The organism is uncultured Phascolarctobacterium sp., from assembly GCF_937920985.1.
In the GTDB taxonomy this organism is placed as follows: domain Bacteria; phylum Bacillota; class Negativicutes; order Acidaminococcales; family Acidaminococcaceae; genus Phascolarctobacterium_A.
In genome coordinates, this window is record NZ_CALDXR010000058.1 from 34,290 (window position 1) to 61,002 (window position 26,713).

Annotated in this window: 19 protein-coding genes and 1 other annotated feature; all 19 genes read left to right on the plus strand. The window is 50.5% G+C overall.

Annotated elements, in window-relative coordinates:
* Positions 1 to 662: 662 nt before the first annotated feature.
* Positions 663 to 2,492: a glutamine--fructose-6-phosphate transaminase (isomerizing) gene (glmS, locus tag Q0612_RS09985; protein WP_293808214.1), complete on the plus strand. Its 1,830-nt coding sequence runs from the start codon at positions 663 to 665 to the stop codon at positions 2,490 to 2,492.
* Positions 2,493 to 2,609: 117 nt separating this feature from the next.
* On the plus strand, positions 2,610 to 3,857 hold the full coding sequence (locus Q0612_RS09990) for a WYL domain-containing protein (protein WP_298884194.1): 1,248 nt from the start codon (positions 2,610 to 2,612) through the stop codon (positions 3,855 to 3,857).
* Positions 3,844 to 4,773 carry a WYL domain-containing protein gene (locus tag Q0612_RS09995; RefSeq protein WP_298884197.1) on the plus strand — a complete coding sequence of 310 codons (930 nt, stop codon included), beginning with the start codon at positions 3,844 to 3,846 and terminating at the stop codon, positions 4,771 to 4,773. Before Q0612_RS09990 ends, Q0612_RS09995 begins: the two co-directional genes overlap by 14 nt.
* Positions 4,774 to 4,976: 203 nt before the next feature.
* Entirely contained in the window at positions 4,977 to 6,950 is a 1,974-nt protein-coding gene (locus Q0612_RS10000; protein ID WP_298884200.1) for a proton-conducting transporter membrane subunit, read from the plus strand.
* Complete coding sequence (locus Q0612_RS10005; RefSeq protein ID WP_298884202.1) at positions 6,947 to 7,837, plus strand: respiratory chain complex I subunit 1 family protein; 891 nt, start codon at positions 6,947 to 6,949, stop codon at positions 7,835 to 7,837. Before Q0612_RS10000 ends, Q0612_RS10005 begins: the two co-directional genes overlap by 4 nt.
* Positions 7,838 to 7,847: 10 nt before the next feature.
* The gene (locus Q0612_RS10010; RefSeq protein ID WP_021720884.1) at positions 7,848 to 8,477 is read left to right on the plus strand and encodes a hypothetical protein; all 630 of its coding nucleotides are present in this window, start codon (positions 7,848 to 7,850) and stop codon (positions 8,475 to 8,477) included.
* A gap of 8 nt (positions 8,478 to 8,485) precedes the next feature.
* Positions 8,486 to 9,961, plus strand: coding sequence for a proton-conducting transporter membrane subunit (locus tag Q0612_RS10015; protein WP_298884206.1), 1,476 nt, complete (start codon positions 8,486 to 8,488; stop codon positions 9,959 to 9,961).
* A 4-nt stretch (positions 9,962 to 9,965) separates the two neighbouring features.
* On the plus strand, positions 9,966 to 11,474 hold the full coding sequence (locus Q0612_RS10020) for an NADH-quinone oxidoreductase subunit C (protein WP_298884209.1): 1,509 nt from the start codon (positions 9,966 to 9,968) through the stop codon (positions 11,472 to 11,474).
* A gap of 12 nt (positions 11,475 to 11,486) precedes the next feature.
* Positions 11,487 to 12,209, plus strand: a complete 723-nt coding sequence (gene nuoB, locus Q0612_RS10025; protein WP_298884212.1) for an NADH-quinone oxidoreductase subunit NuoB — start codon at positions 11,487 to 11,489, stop codon at positions 12,207 to 12,209.
* Between the two features lie 161 nt (positions 12,210 to 12,370).
* On the plus strand, positions 12,371 to 12,853 hold the full coding sequence (locus Q0612_RS10030) for an N-acetyltransferase (protein ID WP_363186529.1): 483 nt from the start codon (positions 12,371 to 12,373) through the stop codon (positions 12,851 to 12,853).
* 168 nt (positions 12,854 to 13,021) lie between these two features.
* Positions 13,022 to 13,774: an exodeoxyribonuclease III gene (locus Q0612_RS10035; protein ID WP_298884217.1), complete on the plus strand. Its 753-nt coding sequence runs from the start codon at positions 13,022 to 13,024 to the stop codon at positions 13,772 to 13,774.
* Between the two features lie 270 nt (positions 13,775 to 14,044).
* Complete coding sequence (gene uvrB, locus Q0612_RS10040; protein WP_298884220.1) at positions 14,045 to 16,057, plus strand: excinuclease ABC subunit UvrB; 2,013 nt, start codon at positions 14,045 to 14,047, stop codon at positions 16,055 to 16,057.
* 61 nt (positions 16,058 to 16,118) lie between these two features.
* Positions 16,119 to 16,315: a binding site (T-box leader), on the plus strand.
* Between the two features lie 60 nt (positions 16,316 to 16,375).
* Complete coding sequence (leuS, locus tag Q0612_RS10045; RefSeq protein ID WP_298884223.1) at positions 16,376 to 18,865, plus strand: leucine--tRNA ligase; 2,490 nt, start codon at positions 16,376 to 16,378, stop codon at positions 18,863 to 18,865.
* A gap of 690 nt (positions 18,866 to 19,555) precedes the next feature.
* Complete coding sequence (locus Q0612_RS10050) at positions 19,556 to 19,930, plus strand: endonuclease domain-containing protein (RefSeq protein WP_298884226.1); 375 nt, start codon at positions 19,556 to 19,558, stop codon at positions 19,928 to 19,930.
* Between the two features lie 235 nt (positions 19,931 to 20,165).
* Complete coding sequence (locus Q0612_RS10055; RefSeq protein WP_298884228.1) at positions 20,166 to 20,825, plus strand: helix-hairpin-helix domain-containing protein; 660 nt, start codon at positions 20,166 to 20,168, stop codon at positions 20,823 to 20,825.
* A complete protein-coding gene (locus Q0612_RS10060; protein ID WP_298884231.1) occupies positions 20,825 to 22,972 on the plus strand; it encodes a DNA internalization-related competence protein ComEC/Rec2 in 2,148 nt (715 codons plus the stop codon). The genes Q0612_RS10055 and Q0612_RS10060 overlap by 1 nt, the downstream gene beginning before the upstream one ends.
* A 63-nt stretch (positions 22,973 to 23,035) precedes the next feature.
* Positions 23,036 to 23,320, plus strand: coding sequence for a helix-turn-helix domain-containing protein (locus Q0612_RS10065; RefSeq protein WP_040564469.1), 285 nt, complete (start codon positions 23,036 to 23,038; stop codon positions 23,318 to 23,320).
* Positions 23,321 to 23,335: 15 nt separating this feature from the next.
* Complete coding sequence (gene holA, locus Q0612_RS10070) at positions 23,336 to 24,406, plus strand: DNA polymerase III subunit delta (protein WP_298884238.1); 1,071 nt, start codon at positions 23,336 to 23,338, stop codon at positions 24,404 to 24,406.
* Between the two features lie 217 nt (positions 24,407 to 24,623).
* Positions 24,624 to 26,531 (plus strand): glutamine synthetase, encoded by a 1,908-nt coding sequence (locus Q0612_RS10075; RefSeq protein WP_298884240.1) that lies wholly within the window; start codon positions 24,624 to 24,626, stop codon positions 26,529 to 26,531.
* Positions 26,532 to 26,713 lie beyond the last annotated feature (182 nt).

Here is a 26,713-nt window from a genome sequence, read left to right on the forward strand (position 1 = left end):
GATAACCGTCTATCGGCGGCACCTTTTCTATTTCTATGATAGCACAAAGTAAAGCGTTTGACAACCGTTCTGATTAAATTCACAAATCCCTCACGTCTTATACTATTACTCAAACTTCCCACATAAAAAAGCTGTTTTTAGCTGCTCAAACCCTTATCACATCTAGGACTTACGAATATAAAAACAAAATTCAATTATCTAAGATGGGATTATACTATATGAAGCGCCTGCAGGCAAGCATCAGGCCTTAAAAGTTCAAGGAATCTTTTCTTGACCTGCCAGTCTTCATATTGTAAAATTAAATTAGTCTGAGGATGTGCCGCGTGGGACTGCCTGCCTGCGCGGCTCATTGTCTGTTTGCTCATAAATCAGCAGAGCCTTGTCTTTGCTGCCAAAAGCAGACAGGGAAGGATGTAAGCGCATGTACCGCTCAGGCGGTGGACGAGGAATGAGGTTATCGATCAGTCAGCGGATGCCTCACGGCCGGCTGCAGGCCGCAAACCATGTACAAAGCCCTCCGGTAACGGGGGAGAGAAAAGCACGGTGGCAGAAAGGGCAAAGAATATAATACAGGCTCGCAAGGGAGAAGGTATCAGATACGAGAAAACTTGACGAAGCAGATGATGCCTTACACCTTGCAGCGTAGAGGAGGATTACTACTTATGTGCGGAATTGTAGGTTATATCGGTAATCACGAAGCAGCCCCCTTTTTGCTTGACGGTATGAGCAAGCTGGAGTATCGCGGTTATGATTCTGCCGGCATTGCTGTTTATGAAAACAACAGCATTCGTGTAGAAAAATGTGTAGGCCGTCTGGATGCACTGCGCCAGAAATTGGCAGGCAATATGCCTGTGGGCAATGTAGGTATCGGTCACACACGCTGGGCAACACATGGCCGTCCGTCGGATCGCAACGCGCATCCCCATACGGACAGCAGCGGTAAGTTTGTCGTTGTCCATAACGGTATTATTGAAAACTATCTTGGCCTGAAGGAAGAACTGATTGCCAAGGGACATGAATTCCTGTCCGAAACTGACAGTGAGGTTGTAGCTCATTTGATGGCGGACCAATATGACGGAGATTTCGAAGAAACCGTCAAAAAGGTGCTGAAGCTTATCAAGGGCTCCTACAGTCTGGTATTTATGTGCGAATACGAGCCTGATAAAATCATCTGCACCAAAAAGGATAATCCGCTGATTATCGGCCTGGGCGAAGGTGAAAACTTTATCGCTTCCGATATTCCGGCAATTATCAACCATACGCGCCGTACCTTTATTATGAGCGACGGCGAAATCGCCACGGTAACGGCAGACGGTGTATGGGTGCAGGATATCAACGGCACTCCCATCAGCAAGAAGGTGTTTGAGGTCAACTGGAACGCGGAAGCAGCGGAAAAGGGCGGCTTTGAGCATTTCATGCTGAAGGAAATTTATGAACAGCCCAAGGCTCTGCGCGATACCATGACCAGCCGCTTGGATGCGGAAGCAAAAACCATCGGCTTCCCTGAGCTGAACTGGACAGCCGAGGAGCTGCGTGAAATCAATAAAATCTTTATCGTGGCCTGCGGTACCGCTTATCATGCAGGCATTGTCGGCAAATATTATCTGGAGCAGCTGGCGCGTGTGCCGGTTGAGGTGGATATTGCCAGCGAGTTCCGTTACCGTGATCCGCTTGTTGACGGCAACAGCCTTACTATTGTTATCAGCCAGAGCGGTGAAACCAGCGATACGCTGGCAGCACTGCGCGAGGCTAAACGTCTTGGCTCCCGCACTCTGGCGGTTACCAACGTTGTCGGCAGCTCTATTGCGCGTGAGGCAGACCAGGTTGTTTATACCTATGCCGGTCCGGAAATTGCCGTAGCATCTACCAAAGCTTACACTACACAGCTTCTGGCAATGCTGATGCTGGCGATTTATGTAGGCCGTCTGCGCGGCAGCATGAGTGCCGAGCGTGAGCAGGAGCTGGTGCAGGGTCTGACCTTTGTACCCGAGCAGATTCATAAAATGCTGGAAAACGTGGACCAGATTAAGGTGTTTGCGCGTGAATACGGCAGTAGTGAGGATGCCTTCTTCCTGGGACGCAGCCTTGATTATGCCGTAGCGCTGGAGGGTGCGCTGAAGCTGAAGGAAATTTCCTACATTCATGCGGAGGCTTATGCAGCAGGCGAGCTGAAGCACGGCACCTTGGCGCTGATTGTTTCCGGTGTGCCGGTAATCGTACTGGCAACGCAGATGGATGTATATGATAAAACCGTTAGCAACCTGCAGGAGGTTAAGGCGCGCGAGGCTGTGGTTATTGCCATCGGCTTTGAAGGTGACACCTCTCTGGAAAAATATGCGGACCATGTTATCTACATCCCGCGTACTGACAAATATCTGGCACCGCTGATGGCAGTGCTGCCCTTGCAGCTGCTGGCCTACTATGCGGCGCTGACTCGCGGCTGTGATGTTGATAAACCGCGTAATCTCGCAAAGAGTGTAACAGTTGAATAAAAAATAAATTAACGGCGTAACGGATGCAAAAATCTGTTGCGCCGTTTTTGTAATTACAGAGATACGCTGCTTATGTTATACTAATATTAAATTAGAGCGTAAGGGGAAATAAAGCAGATGGCTTATAGCGAGCTTTTTAAAAATTACAGTGATATCCGCAATTTTATGCGGCGCTTTTATGTGTACGGCTTTGAAAAGCGGCAGGATTTTACCGCTAAAAGCTCCAGAAGCTACGATGATAATCGCCGGCGTCTGGACAGTTGGCTGGAGGATTACATGAGCTTCAAAAGCGAAGCGGACGGCAGAGCCTACCGCATTTCCTTCGACAGCAGCAGTATCAGTCATAATCCCTTGTATAAAAGCTGGAAGGCCAAGAGCTTTACGTCCATGGATATTACGCTGCATTTTTATCTGCTGGATATTCTTGCCGACGGCAAGGCCTATTCGGCGGTAGAGCTGTTGGAGCTGCTGAGCGGCCGTTATTTTAACTGTTTTGATAATCAGCTGCGTCAGCCCGATGAATCGACGGTGCGCAACAAGCTGAATGAATATACTGCGCTGGGAATGCTGCGGCTGGTGAAGCAGGGACGGCGCAATCTTTACTGCTTGGCGCAGGATGAGGTGAACTGGCGCAGCTGGCAGCTTGCCTGCGCCTTCTTTTCCGAGGCGGCGCCTTTGGGAGAGGCAGGCTCCTATCTGCTGGATAAATTTGCCGAGGACTGCGAGGCCTTTGCATTTAAGCATCATTTTATTTTATATACGATGGACAGCAAGCTGCTGTACGAGCTGCTGGAGGCGATGAACAGCAGGCAGTCCGTAACGCTTTACCGCTGTGACAAGGACGGCAGCAGCATACCGCAATACGTTTGCCCCTTGAAAATTTACTGCAGCACGAGGACGGGACGGCAGTATCTTTTGAGCTACAGCTATGCTGCGCAGAAGCTGCTGTTCAACCGTCTGGACCATATCGAAAGTATTGAGGTTAAACGTCCGGAAGAACGCTATGAGGAGCTGCTGCAGATGGCCAAGGAGGCGGCGCCGCACATTTGGGGCGCAGGCATGCTCAGGACGGACAGGCTGGAGAAAATCAGCTTTACGGTGGAGACAGCAGCCGACGAGCAGTTTATTGTGCAGCGCCTGGAGCGCGAAAAGCGCTGCGGCACGGTGCGGCAGCTGGATGCGGAGCATTATCGCTTCAGTGCTGCCGTGTATGATGCGCGTGAGCTGTTGCCGTGGATACGCACCTTTATCGGGCGTATTACCGCCTTTAGCTGCAGTAACGAGAATGTCCAGGAGCTTTTCTTTGAGGATTTGAAGCAAATGGCGTCTTATTATCAGGAGGAGGCAGCAGATGAAAAGCAGTGATATCTTTTTTAACGAAGTATATGGTACATATTTTAGGGTTGTTGGCTTTATTCTGGAGCAGGCGCAAAAGGGTGAGCTGACAACAGAAAAAATAAATCGGATTGTGCAGGAGCAGGCCTTTGGCGACAGCTATCTGACAATACCCAAATCATTGAAAGATTGCGAGTGGCCGTTGCTCCAAAGCGATATGACTACACCGCTGCAGCATACTCCGACGATGCCTCTGACAATTCTGCAACGGCGCTGGCTGAAAACCTTGCTGAGCGATAAGCGGATGCAGCTTTTTAATGTAGATTGTACTGGCCTTGAGGATGTAGAGCCTTTGTTCAGCCAGGAGGAGTTTGTATATTTTGATCGCTATAATGACGGTGATCCTTATGATGATCCGCAGTACAAGCAGCATTTTCGCCTGCTGCTGCAGGCTATAAACGAAAAACGCAGGGTGGAAATCAGCTTTATCAACAACAAAAACGATAACATGCGAAAAAGATATCTGCCAATGCAAATAGAATATTCAGCGAAGGACGATAAATTTCGCTTAAAAGCGGTGTGTGGCAGTTCTTTGCATTATGTGAATGTTGCGCGTATCAAAGAGTGCCGGCTGTTAGAGCAGGACGCTGCAGAGATATGTGAGCAGAAGGCACCAGAGCGCTGCAAGCTTACTGCATTGCTGACGGATGAACGCAATGCTTTGGAGAGGGCGATGCTGCATTTTTCGCATTTGGAAAAGACGACGGAGCGTCTTGATGAAAAGCATTACAGGTTGCATCTGACATACGACAAAAGTGATGCAATAGATATGGTTATCCGTATACTGTCCTTCGGACCGTTATTGCAGGTGCAGGAGCCTGCCAGCTTCATTGAGCTGCTGCGCAAAAGGCTGCAGAAGCAGTTGGCGCTGCAGGCAGATAAGTAAAAGCAAAAATATCATCTGCCAGAAGCTAATTTGATGCCGATGCCTTATTATAAACCACCGGACCTGTGGAATTTCTGCAGGCCCGGTGTATTTTTTTGTATTCTTAACAGTAATTTGCTTTTACGCAATCAACAAATGTGTTATAATTAACGATACATGTCATTTTTGTGAAGAAGTTGAAATTTTTATGTGTAGGTGATGAAATGGAAATGTTTTTAGTGGCTGTGGGCTTCTATGGCATCGGCGTATTAACCATGCTGCTTCCCCACGGCATGCAGCGTGCTGCACACTGGCTTGCTAACAGCGCTGCCCTTTTTGGCAGCGCTGTCTGCGCTTATGCGGCAGGCCTGCTGCTTTTCGGCGGCGTGAGCCCCGCACCCCTGACCTGGGGCTCGTATTCTTTAGGCTGCGATGGCTGGAGCGCAGTCTTTCTGCTTTTGACCGGTATCGCCGGTGTTGTTACCAGTCTGTACGCGCTTGGTTATGCGCGTAGCTATGATGGCAGCCGTCTGCGTCTTTTGGGCGGCATGTGGTGCCTGTTCATCATGTCTATGGTACTGGTGCTGTTGGCAGGCGATGCCTTCAGCTTCCTGCTTTTCTGGGAGATTATGGCCGTAGCCTCCTTTATGCTGGTTAACCATGAATCCGAAAAGCGTGCTACCTGGAATGCTGCCTATCAGTATCTGGTTATGACCAGCGTAGGTACGGCAGCGATTATGATTGCCTTCTTGCTGACAGGCTCTGCCAGCGAGGGCTTCAGCTTTGCTGCTATGGCCAAGAATACGCTGGAGGGCAGCTGGCAGCATCTTGTTTTTGTCTGTGCCTTTGCTGGCTTTGCCTTAAAGGCCGGACTGGTGCCGCTGCATGTGTGGTTGCCTAAGGCGCATCCGGCAGCACCCAGTCACGTTTCCGCGCTGATGAGCGGTGTTATGCTGAAGATTGCTCTCTACGGCTTCGGTCGTTTTATGTTCAGCTTTTTGCCTGCCTGGAATTACTGGTGGTGCGTTGCTGTACTGCTGGCAGGCGTAGTATCCGCATTTTTGGGCGTACTCTATGCTCAGATGGAAACGGATATTAAGCGCGTGCTTGCTTATTCCTCCGTGGAAAATATGGGCGTGATTTTTGCTGCCTTCGGCTGCGGTATGCTGATGAAGGCTTCCGGCAGCAGCTTTTATATGCTTGGCTTTGTGGCAGCGCTGGTGCATGCCTTTAACCACAGCATTATGAAGGTGCTGATGTTTATGTGTGCCGGCAGTATTATGCACGGTACCGGCAGCAAGAACCTGGAGCTGTTCGGCGGCCTCGCACGCAAAATGCCGTATACCGCTGTCTTTGCTTTCGTCGGCTCGCTGGCACTCGCCGCTATTCCGCTGACGAACGGCTTTACCGGTGAATGGCTGGTGCTGCAGAGCTTTATCAGCCTGGGTACAAGCTGCGCCGGGCAGGATATCCGCCTGTGGACGGCTGTGTCCTTTGTTCTGCTGGGCTTTACCGGAGCACTGGCTCTCGGCTGCTTTGTACGCTTCTTCGGCATCACCTTCCTGGGCCGTGCTCGCAGTGAAATTGTGGAGCATGCGCACGAATCCGATAAATTTATGCTCGCTGCTATGGGCGTTGCAGCTGTTTTAGTTGTTGCTTGCGGTCTTTATCCGCTGCCGGTCGTTCGCGCCGCTCTGTTGGCGTTGGGCATGCCTGTTGATCTTGATGCCTTCGGAATGAATCTGGCGTGGGCCGGTGTCGGTACTGCTGTCTGCTACAAGCCGCTGCTGCTGCTGGCTTTGCTGCTGGTGCTGGGTGCAGTGCTGTGGCTGGCTGTTAAGGACTGCTTTGTTGTGGAGGATGTTACCTGGAACTGTGGTACCTATCCGACGCAGCGCCAGCAGTATTCCGCAACCGGCTTCAGTAAGCCGGTACGCCGTGCGTTCGATTATCTGCTGAAGCCTAAGCGTCAGGTAACCTACATGCGCAAGGAGCATGCTTACTTCGGACGTCAGCTTTCCTACAAGCTGGAAATTCCCGATATGATTACGGAAAAACTTTATCAGCCGCTGCAAAAGCATTTTGTAAGTATTTCTAATTTCCTGCGCCGTTTGCAGCAGGGCAGTGTGCGTTTATATGTTGCCTATGTTATGGTGGCAATGATGTTGGTACTGGTATGGGGGGCGCTTTATAAATGATTTTAGAGAATGAATTATTACAGCTGGCCCTCGGTATGGCGCAGGCAATTTTGCTGCTTTTGTGCGCTCCGCTGGTAACCGGCATTGTTAAAAAGGTAAAGGCCTGGATGCAGAACCGTATCGGCAGCAGAATCTGGCAGGAATATTACGATATCCGCAAATGGTGGGGCAAGCCAACTATGCTTACTCCTTATGCCAGCATCACCTTCCGTATGGCACCCTGCGTATATTTTCTGACGACCTTTGCGGCAGCCTGCATGCTGCCGGGCTTCTTAGGCGGTCAGGCCGGCTTCGGCGACGTTTTTGTATTTGTTTATCTGTTGGCCTTGGGACGCTTCTTTATGGCAGTTTCCTCGATGGATGCAGCCACCGCCTTCGGCGGTATGGGCGGCAGCCGTGAGGTTTATGTGGCTGCCTTCGTTGAGCCTGTGGTAATGCTGACCGTGCTTTCCAACGTGCTGCACACCAACAGCACTTCGCTGGCAGGCATGAGCCTGCGTACGGATGAGGTCAACCTGACGGTAGCAGGCGTGCTGACCTGCATTGCCTTCTTCCTGGTGCTGCTGGCCGAAAACAGCCGTATCCCGGTTGATAACCCCGATACGCATCTGGAGCTGACGATGATCCATGAATGTATGACATTGGAATATTCCGGCCGTCTGCTGGCGCTCATCCATTGGGCAAGCCAGCTCAAGCTGCTGGTATTTTTGGTGCTCTTTGCTATGCTGTATCTGCCGCTGGATTTGCCGGTAGTGCTGAAGGTGCTTATCGGTGCGGTAGCAGTAGGCGTAGTAGAAACCTTGAACAATAAGATGCGCCTTTTCAAAGTGCGTGTATATCTGGCCGCAGCGGGCCTGATGCTGCTGTTGGCAGTAGTGGCACAGTAAGGAGGTAACGATGGAATATTTGGTTGTAAGTTTAATGTTTATCGTTTTCCTGCAGACGCGCTTTGTGGAGCTGCGCCGTGCAACTCTGTGCCTGGCGCTGCAGTCTGCTTTGATTGCGGCAGCCTGCCTTGTCGTAGGCATGAGCCATGGCAGCGGCCTGCATGCCTGGCTGCCCGGTGTGCTGACAATTGCCGTTAAGGTGCTCTTTATTCCCTACGCTATTTTGCGCGTGGTAAATCAGCTGCGCGATGAGCGTGAAATTGTCAGCGATATCAATGTTAACTATTCCACCGCTTTTGCAGCCTGCAGTCTGGCACTCGGTTACATGGTAATTGATGGTCTGCTGCCGCAGGCCGAGGGACGCGATATTTTAGCGACCTCTATGTTTATGATTATGACCGGTTTGGCGCTGATTGTTATGCGCAGCCGTGCCATTATGCAGATGATTGGCCTGATTACCTTGGAAAACGGCATTTACCTGCTCGGTCTGATTATGACGGAAGGCTTGCCGCTGATTATCGAGCTGGGCATTTTCCTGGATGTGCTGATTGCTGTTGTTATTCTTGTTATTTTAACCTCGCGTCTGCGTCTGTCGTTTAAAACGACGGATACAAATGTGCTGGACAAGCTGAAAGGGTAGGGGATGTAATGTTAACATATATTTTGATACTGTTATGCCTGCCACCCTTATGCGCGGTGCTGGCACTGGCTGCGGGCTTCGGCAATAATATCCTGCATTGGCTGCACCGTCTGACGGCAACTGCGGTAGGTGTGTGCGTGGCGCTGATGGCAAAGTCCTTTAATCCTGCTGTGCCCTATGTTGATGATTATTTTTACATTGATGCGCTGAATATGTGGGTAATCATTATTATTACCACACTTTATCTGGCAGCAACCTGGACTGCGCGTAATTATCTTACGCGTGAGGAGCGTTGCGGCGTACTCAAGGGCGAGCAGCTGCAGACCGGCCGTTACTTTGCGCTGATGCAGCTTTTCTGTTGGACGATGTTCATCGTACTGCTGGTAAAAAACCTGGGCCTGATGTGGGTAGCAATCGAAGCGACTACCTTAATCAGTGCGCTGCTCATTTCCTTTAAATTTACCCGCGCTGCTCTGGAAGCAACGTGGAAATATATCATGGTTTGTACCGTCGGCATCTGCCTGGCACTTTTGGGTACACTGGTGCTGTATTATGCGCAGCTTGATGCTTTGGGCGGCGAAAAGGCGCTCAGCTGGCTGTATCTGCATGAGCATGCCAACAGCCTGAATCCGGCGATGACCAAGCTGGCACTGCTGTTTATCGTTATCGGCTACGGTACGAAGGCAGGCATGGCGCCGATGCATACCTGGCTGCCGGATGCCTATGCCGAGGCTCCGTCGCTGACCAGCGGTATGCTGAGCGGTGCGCTCTGCAGCTGTGCGATTTATGTGCTGCTGCGTAATCTGGTTATCCTGCTGCCGACAGCGGGTGCTGCGATGATGAGCAGCATGCTGCTGTTCTTTGCTGTGCTGACTGTGGCGATTGCGGTGCCGTTCGTTGTTGTACAGCGTGACGTGAAGCGTATTCTGGCGTACTCCTCTATGGAAAATATCGGCATTATGGTTGCCGGTATCGGTGTATTTTCCGCTTTTTCCCTGAAGGCTGTAATGCTGCATATGTACAGTCATGCGATGATTAAGTTTGTGCTGTTCTATATTGCCGGCACGATTATCCAGGAATATCAGACTCGTAATATGATGCGTATTCACGGTATGATTAAGGATGTACCGCATACTGCGACATTCTGGCTTTTGGGTATGCTGGGCATTTTGGGCCTGCCGCCGATGGGCCTTTTCTTCAGTAAGTTTTACATTATGGCGTCCATGTTCCGTGAAGGACATTGGGTAGCAGGCAGTCTGCTGATTATCCTGCTGGCCGGCGTTTTAATTGGTATTTTGTACCACGGTATGCGTATGCTGTGCGATAAATCGAAGCGTCAGCCCTTGGGCGATTTGCTGGGCGCTACCGACGTACCGGTGCTGGCAGCGCTGTTGCTTTTGACCTGCGTAGTGGGCGCCGGCTTTGAAAATATTCCCTGGCTCAACAATCTGCTGAACCAGGCTGTGCAGATTATAGGAGGCTGAGATAATGCTAGTTAAACCGGAAAATTTGCGTGGTGCTGCCAATATCTGCAGCGACAGCGGCAAGCGTCCGCTGGCTGCCATGTTCGGCGCAGACGAAACGCTGCAGGGCGGCGGTCTGGCCATCTACTGCCTGTTCTATAATGCTGCCAAACGCGATATCGATGTATTGAAGGCACCGTTCCCGGCGGACGGTCCGCTGGAATATCAATCGCTGACTACGCTGCTGCCAGCTGCTGCCTGGTATGAGCGCGAGCTGCACGATATGTTCGGCTTCGAGCCGCAGGGACATCCCGATATGCGTCCGCTGGTGCTGCATGAGAGCTTTCCCGAAGGCTTCCATCCGCTGCTGAAAAAATATCCCAAGGATTACGATGCACGCGGACAGCGTGAATACGAAATGCTTACCTCTCAGGGCGAAGGCCTCTTTGAGGTTCCTGTAGGTCCTATCCATGCAGGCATCATCGAGCCCGGTCACTTCCGCTTCAGCCAGGCCGGTGAGGCTATGCTGCAGCTGGATGCCAAGCTGTTCTTTACCCACCGTGGTATTGAAAAGGCTGTCGAAGGCCTTACGCCGATGGAAGCACTGCCGATTGTAGAACGCATCTGCGGTGCCTGCAGTGTAGCCAATACGCTGAGCTTCTGTCAGGCGGTAGAAAAATGCTCGGAGGCAGAGGTGCCTTACCGTGCGTGGTTAATCCGTACACTGGCTGCGGAGATGGAGCGCTTGTATAACCATGTGGGTGATACGGGCAATATCTGCGCCGGTGTCGGCTTCTCGCCTGTAATCAGCATGGGCACACGTCTGAAGGAATATCTGATGCAGCTTAACGAAATGCTGGCAGGCAACCGCTTCCTGCGCGGTCTGATTATCCCCGGCGGTGTGCAGTATGATGTTACCGACGCGATGCTGGAGGAGGTTGAGGACGTACTGCGCGAGGTAGAGGCTGTTTATGCCGATATGGTGCATATCATGTGGGAGCAGGCGAACTTCGTCAACCGTATTCGTACCACCGGTAGAGTGCGTCCGGATACTGCCTTTGATTTGGCTATGGTAGGCGTGGGTGCGCGTGCCAGCGGCAGTACCCGTGACAGCCGCAAGGATATCGGCTACGGTATTTATGATGAGCTTGATTTTGAGGTGATTATGGAAACAGCGGGCGATGTCGAAGCACGTATCAAGGTGCGTATCGGTGAGGTTGCCCAAAGCCTGAAGCTGGTGCGTCAGCTTATCAGCAAGCTGCGCCGCAACGCGGAAACGCAGCTGGCGGTTGAGCTGGGCGAGCTTAAGCAGGAGGAAGGTCATTTTACCTGGGGCATCAGTGAATCTGCCCGCGGTGATAATCTGCACTGCCTGCTGCTGGACAAGGAAGGCCGCATAGACCGCCTGTTTGTGCGCAGTGCCTCCTATCCTAACTGGCCGGCGCTGACTGTAGCGGTACAGGGTGACATCATTCCTGACTTCCCGTTAATAAATAAAAGCTTTGAGTTATGCTATGCCTGCATAGACCGCTAAGGAGGTGGCAAGATGTTAAAAATGCTGGAGGCAATTCTTCACGGAAAGATTGCTACCGAAAATATTGATACTACGGGCCACAAGCGTCTGCGCGGTCAGCTGCAGTGCGACGGCAGCTGCGACGGCTGCGGTGCCTGTGCCGCTGCCTGTCCGGTAGATGCAGTGAGTGTGGCTGACGGTAAAGCGAAAATAGATTACAGTAAGTGCGTTTTCTGCGGCCGCTGTGTAGAGGCCTGCGCGCGTAAGGCGTTGGTGCACACGAACCATGATGCTTTGGCGCAGATTCTGGCTGACAGTGCCGTTGAAGTCAGCGAGGCAGTCACAGCGAAGCTGGGACGTTCGCTGCATGTGCGTCATCTTGACGCTGGCAGCTGCAATGCCTGCGATTTTGAGCTGGGTGCGATGAGCAACCCTGTTTACGATTTGCACCGTTATGGTATTGCCTTCGTTGCTTCTCCGCGTCATGCGGATATGCTTATGGTTACCGGCGTAGTTACGCGCAATCTGGAGCAGGCGCTGCGTATGACTTATGCCGCTATGCCTGAACCGAAAATGGTTATGGCCTGCGGTGCCTGTGCCTGCGGCGGCGAAACCTATGGCAGCACTTATGCTGTTGTGGGGCGTGCAGCTGACGTGGTGCCGGTTGATATTGCTGTGCCCGGATGCCCGCCGCGACCGGCTGCGATTATTGTGGCTTTGTGTGCTGCGGCAGATATGCTGAAGGAAAGAATGTAACCTTGTTTTAAAAAAGAATTAATCAGTATGTTATTACACTGATTAATTCTTTTTTTGCATTTTTATACTTGTACTCTGCTGTAATACGTGATAATATATAGAAAATCAGTTGCGTTCGATAAACTGATATGGGGAATACAAATGAGGGGGTTTGAAAAATGATTGTTTTTAGACCGGCAACTTTCGGCGATGTAGAACATATACACAAATTGCTGAATTATTATGCAAAGGAAGGCTTGATGCTGCCACGTGCGCGCAATTCGATTTACGAGAATCTGCGTGATTATATTTTAGCGGTGGAAAATAACCGCCTGTTGGGCTGCGGTGCGCTGCATTTTGTCTGGGACCGCTTTGCGGAAATACGCTCGTTGGCGGTGGAACCGAGCCTGCAGAAAACAGGTATAGGTCGTCAGCTGGTGGAGCATTTGGAAAAGGAGGGCATCGAGCGCGGCGTGACGATGTTTTTCACTCTGACCTATCAGCCGGGATTTTTTGCCAAGTGTGATTATATTGAAACGGCGAAGGATAAGCTGCCGCAGAAGGTATGGAAGGAATGCGTGTATTGTCCGCAGTATCCGTATTGCAATGAGATTGCTTTTATCAAGACAACGGTTGATTACGAGCCGTCGCAAATTAAGTTTTAAATTTTAAGAGCTTCCGGGCGCGTTTTGTCATTGCTGATGATGATGCGCTGCGGGCAGCTCTTTTATTTTTGGGCGTGTAATGTTACAATAATCAAATAGAGTAGAAAAATCGCACGGTGGTTTTGCTGCCGCGGTGTCAGATAAATTTACGGAAAAGAGGTTGAACTTATGAAATTATATTCCTGGAATGTTAACGGTTTGCGTGCCTGCATGACAAAGGGCTTTGCTGAATTTTTGCAGGAGGCAGCGCCGGATATTATTTGTCTGCAGGAAACGAAGATGCAGCGTGAGCAGGCGGATTTTGTGTTCCCTGGCTATGAGGAGTATTGGAACAGTGCGGAGCGCAAGGGCTACAGTGGTACTGCTGTTTTTACGAAGGTTAAGCCTTTGGCTGTTACCTATGGCCTGGGACAGGAGGAGCACGATAAGGAAGGGCGTGTGATTACGCTGGAGTTTGAGAGCTTTTATCTGGTGACGGTGTATACGCCGAATTCCAAGGATGGCTTGGCGCGTCTTGATTACCGCATGGTGTGGGAGGATGTGTTCCGTGCCTATCTGCAGGAGCTGGATGCGAAGAAGCCGGTTGTTGTCTGCGGTGATCTGAATGTGGCGGCTGAGGAGATTGATTTGAAGAATCCTAAGACCAACCGCAAGAATGCGGGCTTTACGGATGAGGAGCGTGCTAAGTTCCGCGAGCTGAAGGCGGCAGGCTTTACGGACAGCTTCCGTTATCTGCATCCGGAGGAGGTTAAGTACAGCTGGTGGAGCTATCGCTTTAAGGCGCGTGAGAAGAATGCGGGTTGGCGTATTGATTATTTTGTGGTTTCGGACAGGATTGCGGATAAGCTGCGGAGTGCGGAGATTCACAATGAGGTTTTCGGCAGCGATCATTGTCCGGTAAGCGTTGAGCTGGATGTGTGAATTTCTGGCGTCGCAATTGTATATCGTTTCAATCAGAGCAATTTCTTAACGCAAATTTCGTGTGGAACCAAGACGAAGCGGCGCAAAACTCGCGCTATGCTGACAAATGCTACTATAAAAATTAGGCATAGCGCTCAGACATTGCGCCCATTCTGTGGTTCCGGACACTTATTTGCTAAAATTGCTATTCATTCCACGATATAACAATTGCTCGTTTGCTGCTTAGATTAGTATAGTTATGTTTCTAGTGTTTTACAGTTGGTGATTAGTATGGATTTTAAAATTCAGGCTCCGTTTGAGCCTGCCGGCGACCAGCCGCAGGCGATTGCCAAGCTGGCGGAGGGCGTGGAGCAGGGCCTGCGCACGCAGGTGCTGCTGGGCGCAACGGGTACGGGCAAGACGTATACGATTGCGCAGGTAATCAATAAGGTGCGCAAGCCGACGCTGGTGATTGCGCATAATAAGACGCTGGCGGCGCAGCTGGCGAGTGAGCTGAAGGCTTTCTTCCCGGAGAATGCGGTGGAATATTTTGTTTCGTATTACGATTATTATCAGCCGGAGGCCTATATTCCCCAGTCGGATACGTATATTGAGAAGGATGCTTCGATTAACGACGAGATTGATAAGCTACGCCACAGTGCGACCAGCGCTTTGTTTGAACGCAAGGATGTTATTATTGTAGCCAGCGTTTCCTGTATTTACGGCTTAGGCGCGCCGCAGGAGTATTATGATATGGTGCTGTCACTGCGCCTGGGGCAGATTATCGACCGTCAGAAGATTTTGCATAAGCTGGTGGAGATTCAATATACGCGCAATGATATTGATTTCAAGCGCGGCACCTTTCGTGTGCGCGGTGACGTGATTGAGGTTATTCCGGCGGCCTACGGTGAAAAGGCTGTGCGCATTGAAATGTTCGATGATGAGGTTGACCGCATCGTGGAATTCGATGTGCTGACGGGCGAGATTCTGGCGCAGCGCAACCATGTGGCGATTTTCCCTGCGAGCCACTATGTTACGAGTCGTGAGAATCTTGAACGCGCTATGAATGATATTCGCGAGGAGCTGGACGAGCGTCTTGATGAGCTGAATAAGCATGGCAGGCTGTTGGAAGCACAGCGTCTGGAGCAGCGTACGAATTATGACCTCGAAATGATGCAGGAGATGGGCTACTGCTCCGGCATCGAAAACTATTCGCGCCATCTTGCGGGACGCAAGGCCGGAGAGCCGCCGTTTACGCTGGTAAATTATTTTCCTAAGGATTTTCTGCTGGTGGTGGATGAGTCGCACGTGACGCTGCCGCAGATTCGCGCTATGTATGCCGGTGACCGCTCGCGTAAGGAGATGCTGGTGGAGCATGGCTTCCGTCTGCCGTCGGCCTATGATAACAGACCGCTGACCTTTGACGAGTTTCAGGCGCAGATTAAGCAGGCGATTTATGTTTCTGCTACGCCGGCGAAGTATGAGCTGGAGCAGGCAGACAATGTAGTTGAGCAGATTATCCGCCCGACAGGCCTGCTGGACCCGCAGATTGAAATCCGCCCGATTAAGGGACAGATTGACGATCTGTTGGGCGAAATCAACAAGGTTGCTGCCGCAGGTGAGCGTGTGCTGGTGACTACGCTGACGAAGCGTATGGCAGAAGACCTGACGGAATATCTGAAGCAGGCAGGCGTGCGTGTGCGCTATCTGCATTCGGAAATCGCCACGATTGAAAGAGCGGAGATTATCGACAGCCTGCGTGCCGGTAAGTTTGATGTGCTGGTAGGCATTAACCTGCTGCGTGAAGGCCTTGATTTGCCTGAGGTATCGCTGATTGCAATTCTGGATGCCGATAAGGAAGGCTTTTTGCGCAGTGATACGGCGATGATTCAGACTATCGGACGCGCTGCGCGTAATGCTCACGGTCGTGTTATTATGTATGCCGACCGTATTACCGACAGCATGCAGCGGGCAATAGACGAAACCAACCGCCGTCGTGAAAAGCAGCAGGCGTACAACGAGGAGCACCACATTACGCCGAAGACGATTTACAAGGAGCAGCGCCAGCTGATTAAGCTGACGAAGGTGGCAGATACAGAAGAAGCCGAAGCCTATGGCAGCAGCAAGAAGCTGAAGCAGAAATCAGCTAAGGAGCTGAACACGCTGGCCCGCGAGCTGGAAAGACGGATGCAGGAGGCGGCAAAGGCGCTGGACTTCGAGGCGGCGGCCGAGCTGCGTGATCAGCTGATTATCGTCAAGGGACAGCTGGGGCAGAAGCTGGTGCCGAAGAAAAAGAAAAAATAATGCCGATGCGGAAGTTTGACTTTTCCTGCTTTGCGTTATATAATATACAAGATATTTTTAATCAAATTCTGTGAAGCGGAGCAGTAGTCTGCAGTATCTTTCAGAAAGTCGGCGGTTGATGCGAGCCGGCAGTTAGGGCAGATGAACTCACCGTGAAGAAGCCGCAAGGAAATGTGCGGACGTGATGCTGCGTTAAGGCTAATTGAGTGGCGGCTGTAGCCGCAATCAGGGTGGTACCGCGAATTTTTCGTCCCTGACCTTCTTTAAGGTCGGGGATTTTTTATTTTCGACCAACAATAATACCTGGGAGGTAATGAAATGATTCAAGAAAAGTATGCTCCCCATGATATTGAAGCTAAATGGCAAAAATACTGGGAAGAAAACAAAACCTTTAAAGTAGAGATGGATAAGGATAAACCTAAATCCTACGTTCTGGAAATGTTCCCCTATCCGTCCGGCAACCTGCATATGGGCCACGTTCGTAACTACTCCATCGGCGACGTAATCGCACGTTTCCGCACCATGAAGGGTTTCAATGTTCTGCATCCGATGGGCTGGGACTCCTTTGGTATGCCTGCTGAAAACGCTGCTATCAAACACAACATTCCGCCTAAAAAATGGACTCTGGAAAACATCGCCAACATGACCCGTCAGCTGAAGGCTCTCGGTCTGTCCTATGATTGGGACCGCGAGGTTACCACCTGCAAGGAAGAATATTACAAATGGACTCAATGGTTCTTTGAGCTGTTCTACAAACGCGGTCTGGCAGTTAAAAAGGAATCTGCTGTAAACTGGTGCGACACCTGTAACACTGTATTGGCTAATGAGCAGGTTATCGACGGCAAATGCTGGCGCTGCGACCATGAGGTTGTTAAAAAGGATCTGAGCCAATGGTTCTTCAAAATCACCGATTATGCTGATGAGCTGCTGAAGGATCTTGACCTGCTGCCGGGCTGGCCCGAGCGCGTAAAAACCATGCAGCATAACTGGATCGGCCGCAGCGAAGGCTTGGAATTCTCCTTTGAAATCCCTGCACTTAACGATACTGTTGCTGTTTACACCACCCGTCCGGATACTGCTTACGGCGTAACCTTCATGGCTCTGGCTGCCGAGCATCCGCTGATTAAAAAGATTTGCGAAAACAATCCGAAGGCTGACGAAATCAATGCCTTCTGCGAGCGTGTACGCAATCAGTCCGAAATTGAACGTACCTCCAGCGAATCCGAAAAAGAGGGCGTATTCACCGGCGTATATTGCATCAACCCGTTCACCGGCCGCAAGGTAGAAATCTGGGTAACCAACTATGTACTGTATGATTACGGTACCGGCGCTGTTATGGGCGTTCCTACCGGTGACCAACGTGACTGGATGTTTGCCGACAAATACGGCATTGAAAAAATCGTTACCATCTGTCCGGTTGGCAAAGAGCTGAAGCTGGAAGAAATGACCTGCGCTTACGAAGAAAAAGAAGGCATGCTGGTTAACTCCGGCGAATTCACCGGCATGGAAATGCACAAGGCTATGAGCGCTATCATGGACAAGGCTGAAGCTGAAGGCTTCGGTAAACGCCGTGTAAACTACCGTCTGCGCGATTGGCTGATCAGCCGTCAGCGTTATTGGGGCGCTCCGATTCCTATCATTTATTGCCCGCACTGCGGCGAGGTTCTGGTTCCGGAAGACCAGCTGCCGGTTCGCCTTCCTGAGGACGTAAGCTTTACTGCCGGTGCTAAATCTCCGCTGGCAACCTCCGAAGAATTCGTTCACTGCAAATGCCCGAAATGCGGTGCTGACGCAACCCGTGAAACCGATACTATGGACACCTTCCTGTGCTCCTCCTGGTACTATCTGCGTTATACCGACGCACACAACGACAAGATGCCGTTTGACAAGGAGCTCAATAACTATTGGGGTCCTGTAGACCAATATATCGGCGGTATTGAGCATGCTATTCTGCATCTGCTGTATTCCCGCTTCTTTGTAAAGGTTCTGCGTGATGCAGGCCTGGTTGATTACGATGAACCGTTCAGCAACCTGCTGACTCAGGGCATGGTAATCAAAGACGGTGCTAAGATGAGTAAATCTCTGGGTAACGTTGTTTCTCCGGAAGAAATTCTTTCCAAATACGGTGCTGATACTGCGCGTCTGTTCATCCTCTTCGCTGCTCCGCCTGAAAGAGAGCTGGAGTGGAGCGACCAGGGCGTTGAAGGTTCCTTCCGCTTCCTGAACCGTATCTGGCGTATTGTACAAGCTTTTGAACCCGTTCTGGCACAAAAGGTTACCGAATACGATCACAGCAACCTGAGCGAAGCAGACAAGGACCTGCGCCGTGTACTGCATAGCAGCATTAAGAAGGTTACCAACGATATCGAAACCCGCTTCAACTTCAACACTGCTATTTCCACTATGATGGAACTGGTTAACGCTCTCTATGCTTATAAAGAAGCTGCCAAAGAGCTGAATGCAGGTCTGGTTTACGAAGCAATTTCCGACCTCATCAAGATGATGAGTCCGTTTGTTCCGCATATCACCGAAGAACTGTGGCGTGGTGCTATCGATGCCAACAGCAGCGTACATGAACAAAGCTGGCCTGAGTGCGATGAAGAAGCGCTGAAGGTTGACAATGTAGAAATCGTTCTGCAGGTTAACGGCAAGGTTCGCGGTCGTCTGACTGTTCCGGCTGAAGCTACCAAGGAAGAGCTGGAGAAGATTGCTATGGCTGACGCTAACGTTCAGGCTCACATCGGCGATGCAACCGTACGTAAGGTTATCTGCGTACCCGGCCGTCTGGTAAACATCGTAGCGAAGTGAGACCCGATTTGTAACGAGCGTAAGCGAAGTTAGAAATCGAAAAGGTCGAACGAATCCCCGTTGCGACCGAACAGGGAGCAAAGGAGGGGGAAGTGAGACCCGATTTGTAACAAGCGTAAGCGAAGTTAGAAATCGAAAAGGTGGAACGAATCCCCGTTGCGAGCGGATAGCGAGCAAGAAGAGGGGGAAAATAAAAGTAAAAATAAAATTTGTCGCGAGCTTTAGTATTACTGGCCACTAACCACTAATAACTAACTGCGACCACCGCAGTTACAGCTGTCCTGCAGCAGGCAGTTTCCGCAGACTGTAGCGCGGACAAAAAAATAAGCAGTGCATGTCAGCAATGACATTATTTAGTAGTACTAAATAACGCTTACATTTTCAGAGTCTCTGAGAATAACGTAATTGTTATTCTTGGGGGCTCTTTTTGTTTTTTTGTGATGTTTATTCAGCGATTAATTTAAAGGAGGCTCCCCTAGGGGGGAGCTGTCACCCGCAAGGGTGACTGAGAGGGGATAGCGTTCAGAAAGAGTTCAAACAATAGAACCCCTCTCCGCCTCGACAAGCTCGGCACCTCTCCCCGAGGAGAGGCTCAGTCTACTGTTGTACGTCATATGAGAGGCTCCCCTAGGGGGGAGCTGTCATCCGCAAGGGTGACTGAGAGGGGAGAATACCTAAAGGAGGATAACTATGTTTAATAATTTATCGGATAGACCAACAAAAGATTTTGCGAAAAAATTACGTAAGGCAATGACTAGACAGGAACTTCATCTATGGTATGATTTTTTACAAAAACATAGGTGTAAGTGGTATAAACAAAAGCCAATAGGTAAATATATTGCAGATTTTTATTGTGGACATGTTAAGTTGATAGTTGAACTGGATGGTAGTCAACATTACGAAGATAAGCATGCGAAATATGATGAAAGAAGAACAGCTTATTTTAATGATTTGGGAATAACAGTAATAAGATTTCCTAATAATGCTATTGATAAAAATTTTAATAGCGTTTGTGATGAGATAGAGAAGGTTGTGTCTGCGTTGGAATTGATTATGAAAACGTGAGAAATAAAACTTTAAAATAGGCTCCTGCTAGGGCTGCTGCATCAGCAATGGTGACTGAGAGGGGATAGAGTTCAGAAAACAGCTGCACAGAAAAACCCCTCTCCGCCTCGACAAGCTCGGCACCTCTCCCCAAGGAGAGGCTCAGTCTGCCGATTCACGTCATATGAGAGGCTCCCTAAGATAGGCTCTAATTTTGGTTCTAAAATATTTTTCAACACCCTAAGGAGGTATCACCATGCAAGCAAAAGTAAAAAAACTGATTTTCATCACTGTTCTCCTCACAGGCTGTATCATCACCAGCCTTATAAGCACCGATGACAAAGCAAAAGCGTTGCCTGGCGGCAGCAGCCTGCCGCAGTCTGCGCAAGGTGCTGTTACATCAAAAGCAGCTCAGGCAAAAACAGTACGCGTGCAGGTGAGCGGCGCAGTGCTGGAGCCGGGAATTTACGATGTGCCTGCCAACTGCAGAGTGGAAGAGGCCATTGCTGCTGCCGGTGGCCTGACGGAAAATGCCGATAGTGAACGTGTCAACCTGGTGCGTAAGGTGCGCGATGGCATGCAGATAAGAGTGCCGGTGCAGAAGACTACACGGACAAGCAGAACTCAGAGGAAAAAGGATCAGGCAAAGTCCGATTTAGGTGAGAGTGCGTTAGGAAAGTCAGGCGGTGCTAAAGCAGGCCCAGGCAGAAACAACAGCATGATGCAGAGCGTGCGCATCAACAGCGCAAGCACCAGTGAGCTGCAGCAGCTGCCGGGCATTGGCCCGGCGCTGGCGCAGCGTATTGTGGAAACAAGAAGCAGCGGGCGGTTCAACAGCGCGGATGATTTGCTGCGTGTGCCGGGAATCGGCAAAGCCAAGTTGGCGAAGCTGCGTGATTATGTGGAGGTAGATTAGTGCTGCAGAAAATACGTTATTTACGCTTATTTTTGCCCTTCATGCTGCTTTGTGTACTGCTCTTTCGTCTGCTTACGGTGCCGCCTTCTGCCGAGCAGCAGCTTGCTGCCTGCTTCGGGCGGCAGCTGGTTGTGCAGGGAGCAGTGGAGCCTTTGAGCGTACGCAGACTGGATGGCTTCAGCAGTGCGGTTCTGCGTTGTCAAAAGGTGTATAGCGATACGGAGCTTGCTTACAGCGGATGCTTGCGCGTGAGCGTGAAGGGTGAGCTGCCGCAGGCAGGCTGTGTAGTGCTTAAGGGAACGCTGGAGCAGCTGGACAGCCTGCGTAACCCCGGAGGCTTTGACGCTGCCAGCTATAACAGAGTGCAGGAGCTGGGCGGACGTTTGAGCAAGGCGCAGCTGCTAAAGACAGAGCCGCAGGTTTTGTGGTGGCAGCGCTTTGCCTTGTGGAACAAAAAGCTGAGCGAGCGCATGGAAGCAGCTGCCGATGGTGAATATGGGGCGCTGCTGAGCGGTATGGTGCTTGGCGGCAGCAGCAGGCTGGATGAAGAAACGCGTGAGCTGTTTACGGATAATGGTCTGGCGCATCTGCTTTCTGTTTCAGGTACGCATATTGTGCTGCTGACAGGTTTGCTGCTTGCTTTGCTGCAGTGGGTGCCGCTGCCCTGGCGTAAGGTTATTGTTATCACTTTGTTGATTGCTTATGCGTTGCTCTGTGGCTTGCGCCCGCCGGTGCTGCGGGCGCTGGCTATGAGCAGTGTACTGCTGCTTGGCGGCAGCGGTGCGGAGCGCGGACGCTTGCTGTGCCTGGTGGCGGCACTGCTGTTGTGCCTGCAGCCGTTATGGCTGGCCGATATCGGTTTTCAGCTATCGTTCGGGGCGGCGGCCGGACTTTTGTGGTTGTTGCCAGTTTGCCAAAGGCTGCTGCCGCAGGCTTTACCTGCGCCGATAGGCGAGGCGGCAGCAGTTTCAATGGCAGCACAGCTGGCTGTGCTGCCGCTGGAGGTTTACTATTTTCACCAATTTTCGCTGATTGCCCTGGTAAGCAATATCGTGCTTGTGCCGGTGTTGGAAATAGCAGCGCAGTTGGCACTCGTGGGTGCGCTGTTGCCTTTCTGCGGTGATTATTTGCTGCAGCTTGCTGCCTGGCTGACAGCGCAGGTGCTGACACAGGCGCGCTTTTTTGCCGACCTGCCGTACAGTACTGTAGTTATCGGCAAGCTTCCTGCCTATTGCTTTGTAATCTATTATGCAGGGCTGTTTGTGTGGGCTGATTTCCCCTGGCTGCAATTTTGGAGCAACAGGGAGCGTCGCTGCATCCTGCTTTTGCATGCCTTGCTGCTTGCCGGGACGCTTGCTTATCAGCAGTATCACACGCTGCCGTTGGCCTGCTATTTTCTGGACGTTGGGCAAGGTGATTGCGCTGTTATTGTTACGCCGTCACAGCATGTGGCAATTATTGATACCGGCGGCTTGAAAAATATCTCGACTGCTACGCGCGTGATTACGCCGTTTTTGCGCTATCTGGGCAAGCGTGAGGCAGATATTCTGCTCTTAAGCCACTATGATTTTGACCACGTCGGCGCTGCGGCGGATTTGCTGCGACAGCTGCGGGTGAAAAAGCTGCTTCTGCCTAACGAAGCGTTGACGGAGGAAAGCAAAAGGGTGCAGCAGGAAATTTTGGCGCAGGCCGGTAGGACGCAGGCGCATGTTGTGCAGAGCGGTGAACGCTATGCGTTGGATGATAATGCGGAGCTTGTTTTAGTTGATGTACCGCAGCAGGCTGTGCCGGGAAACGAAGCCAGCACGCTGGCGGCGCTACACAGCGCGCAGGGCAGCGTGCTGTTTACAGGCGACATGGGGGAAGAACGCGAGCGAGGGCTGCAGCTGCAGCAGTACACTGTGCTGAAGGCAGGACACCACGGTTCGCATTACAGCAGCAGTATGGAATTTCTGGAGCAGGTGCGGCCAAGGCTGACAGTTATTTCCTGCGGGCGCGGCAACCGTTACGGCCATCCGCATCAGGAAACGCTGGAGCGTTTGCAGGCCATAGGCAGCAATGTTGTCAGAACTGATGAATTGGGGTGCATTAAAGTTGTTTTTGACGCAGAGGGAATAAAATGCTATGGCTACGCGGATTTACAGTGAAGCTGTTGTCAAAATATAACTCATAAGTTATAATTAAAGGAGAAGAATTAAGGAGTGAGGAAAGTGAAAAATAGTGCAGTGGGCTATGAATGGCAGGATGTAAGAAAGAATATTTTTACACCGGAAGAAATTTCCGCAAGTGATTTGCGAGTTGCCTTAATTGGTGAACTTATCAAGGCACGTCAGGATAAGGGAATAACCCAAAAGCAATTGGAGCTTTTGAGCGGAGTAAAGCAGCCTGTAATTGCGAGAATGGAAAACGGTACATCTATTCCTAAAATCAGTACAATCTTAAAAATACTTGCACCTTTGGGCAAGACCTTAGCCATTGTACCGTTAGAAAAATAATAAGAGGGAATACAGATGGATATTAAACCGGAAAACCTGATTTCACTATTGCAACAGCATAAGCCGCTGCCGCAGGCGCAGGTACTGCTTTTGTGCGGCGAGGAGGATTACTACCGCAACAGCATTATTGCCGCGCTGCCGGAATATGTTTTTGGCGATACGCCGGAGGCTGACCGCGAAATAACGGTTTTTGACAAGGACACCAATTTGTCCGGGCTGCAGGCGGCCGTCAACAGCTATCCCTTCTTCTGCGGAAAATCGCTGATTTTCCTGAAGGACGAAAAGCTGTGGGCAGCAAAGCCTGCCAAAGCAAATAGCGCTGCAGATGCGCAGGATGATACGGATTCCAAGAAAATGGAGCAGCTGGCGGCGATTGTCAGTGACGTGCCGGATTACTGCCTGTTGGTTATCAGCAGCAAAAAAATGGATAAGCGGACCAAGCTGTATAAGCAGCTCAGAGCAAGCGCGCTGATTTGTCCGTGTGAGCGCATTAAGGAAAGAGATCTTGATGATTGGCTGTATGCGCAGGCGGCAGCATACGGCGCGCATTTTACCAGAGATGCTTTGGCCGCCATCAGCGAATATATTGAGCCAGTAAAGGAAGAAATTCCGCTGGATTTGCTGCAGCAGGAAATCAGTAAGCTGGCAATTTATGCCGCAGGACGCAGGGAATGGACGGAAGAGGATGTACTGAATGTTTTCGCATTGCTGCCAAATGCTTCATCTTTTGCGCTGACCAATTATATTATGGCAGGCAAGCTGAAGCAGTGCCTGGAGCTGTTGGCGAGCGAACGCAAGCACGGAACCTATATCCTGCCGCTCAGTGCAACTGTCGCATTTAAGCTGCGTCAGGTGCTGCGCTATCTGGAGCTGAAGCGCAGAGGCTACGACCAGAAGGGCATTATGGAGGAGCTGGGGATGCGCAGCCCATATGCCTACAGATTTTTGGAGCGCGACAGCAGGCGCTTTGATGAAAAGCGTCTGACGGAAGCACTGCTGGGGTTATCAGATATGAATATCAAGCTGCGTCAGGGAGGACGCGGCTACGAAAAGCTGGAGGAAATTCTTGTCCGCCTGCTTGCCTGACAGCTCATTATCAGAAATTAAAGCTGGACAAAAGCACTTGATGTCTGCTATAATAATAAGACAGTCAACGAGGACTTTTTTGAGTAAGGAAGTAGTATGTCCATGCTTAAAAAGGTCCTTTTTCGTTTATCTTGCAGAAAATATGTAGGGAGCATTTTTCTGCAGCATGATAATTAGGGAGTATTGAGAAAGGAGGCAGCCTTGAGCTGCACTGATCATGAACAACAAAGATTTACTGTACGTAATTAAACCTGAAGAACAAAACGAAAGCACTCTGCGTGAGCTTCTGACTCTGCATCCGGAGATTCAGTTTGTATCTCTGATGGGTGTGGATTTTGCCGGTAATGATACCGACGAAAAAATTCCGATGAAAATTTTCCTTGAGGATATCGACGGCTTTTTGGCAGGCAGCGCAGCACAGACTGACGGCTCCTCCGTTGTGCTGACAGGTATTGCTACTCTGAACGATGCGCGCGTTGATATGAAGGTTGATAAAACCGTTAACTGGTTCGTTGATTATAATTATGAGCATTTTGATGCAGAAAGCGGTCGCATGATCGGTACTCTGCGCATTCCCTGCTATCTGATTCACAACGGCAATCATGTTGATTCCCGTTCTATTTTGAATGATACTCTGGCTTATGTAGAAAAAGAGATTATGGATTTGTTTGCTAAGCATCCGGTAATTGCAGGTCTGGAGCATGTAAATCCTGCTGAGATTGAAAAGCTGCTCTTCACCAGTGCTACTGAGCTGGAATTTTGGGTAAAAACTCCGCGTGAGGACGCACCGCTGGAGGCTCTGAGCTCCTCTCAGGTAATGCAGGAGCAATACTGGCAGCGTACCCGCGGCAATGTGCGTACTGCATTGGAGCAGACTATCCAGACTCTGGAGCTGTACGGTCTGGAGCCGGAAATGGGCCATAAGGAATGTGGCGGCGTTAAAGGTCAGATTGACGGTGCAGGCCATATGACTCACGTTATGGAGCAGCTGGAGGTTGACTGGAAGTTCAGCAGCGGCGTACAGACTGCAGATAACGAGCTGCTGGCGCGTATCATCGTTAAAGAGATTTTCCGTATGAACGGTCTTGAAGTTTCCTTCCAGGCTAAACCGATTCCCGGCGTTGCAGGCAGTGGTGAGCATACGCATGTAGGCATTGCCGCAAAAATGAAAAACGGCAAGATTGTCAACCTGTTCTCGCCTAAGGATATGCATGAGGATTTCCTGTCCGCTGTCGGCTACGGCGCTCTCATGGGCCTTTTGAAAAACTACGAGGTAACCAATCCGTTTATCTCCTGCACTATTGACTCTCTGAACCGTCTGAAACCCGGCTTTGAAGCTCCTGTCTGCATTGTAACCAGCCTGGGCCTGAGCCCGGATAACCCGTCCCGTAACAGAACTATTCTTGCAGGCCTGATCCGCGATTTGGATAACGATAAGGCTACCCGTATTGAAATGCGTTCTCCAAATCCGTACACCAATACCTACATCGCCATTGCTGCCTTCTACCTTTCCTGCCTCGATGGTATCAAGGCTTGCGTAGAATCCGGTAAGGACCTGAAGGCTTTGGAAAAGGAGATTTCCAAGAAGGCCGGCGAAGAGGGTTTCTATCTGGATACCGACCGTCAATACCGTACTGAGGAAGACGTGTTTGAAGATTTCACTGCGGAAGAACGCAGCAAGCTGTTCGGTGAACCGCCTGCTACCGTTTGGGAAAATCTCTGCGCCTTCGAAAAATATCCGGAAAAGGTTGCCGTGCTCACCCAAGGCAATATCCTGAAGAAGGAATACATCGACTCCTTCATGCAGGGTGCGCTGATTCGCTGGAAGACCGAGCTCTTGACTCGTCTGATTCCGGAAAACTATCAGGCTGTTATCGATATGAAACGCTTGCACAATCAGGAAACCTGCACCGACTGTGACCTGGCAATGTGGCGTAAGATCCAGAACCTGCGCGCTAAGCTGGCAAAGGATTCTTTCGAAGAGAAGAGCATCTTCACTGCTATCCGCAGAGCTGTTGCCGAAGGTGATTATGATACTGTTTCCAAGCTCAAGGTTGAGATGGGAGCAACTATGGAAGAGCTTAAGACTCTGTATCACGATTATAAACAAAATATTATTGATTAATTTAGATGCTTCCTGCATGGCTGCTGTACTTAAAGTGCGGCAGCCATTTTCGTTCCAGCCTATGCTAAAGTGCAATTATTGAAAAAATTATGCCTGAAAACTTTCCTTTCAGCTTATTTTTTTGCATGAAACTGTTGAGTTAAACGCTGTTTTGTGGTAAAATATCAAAGATATATTGACAG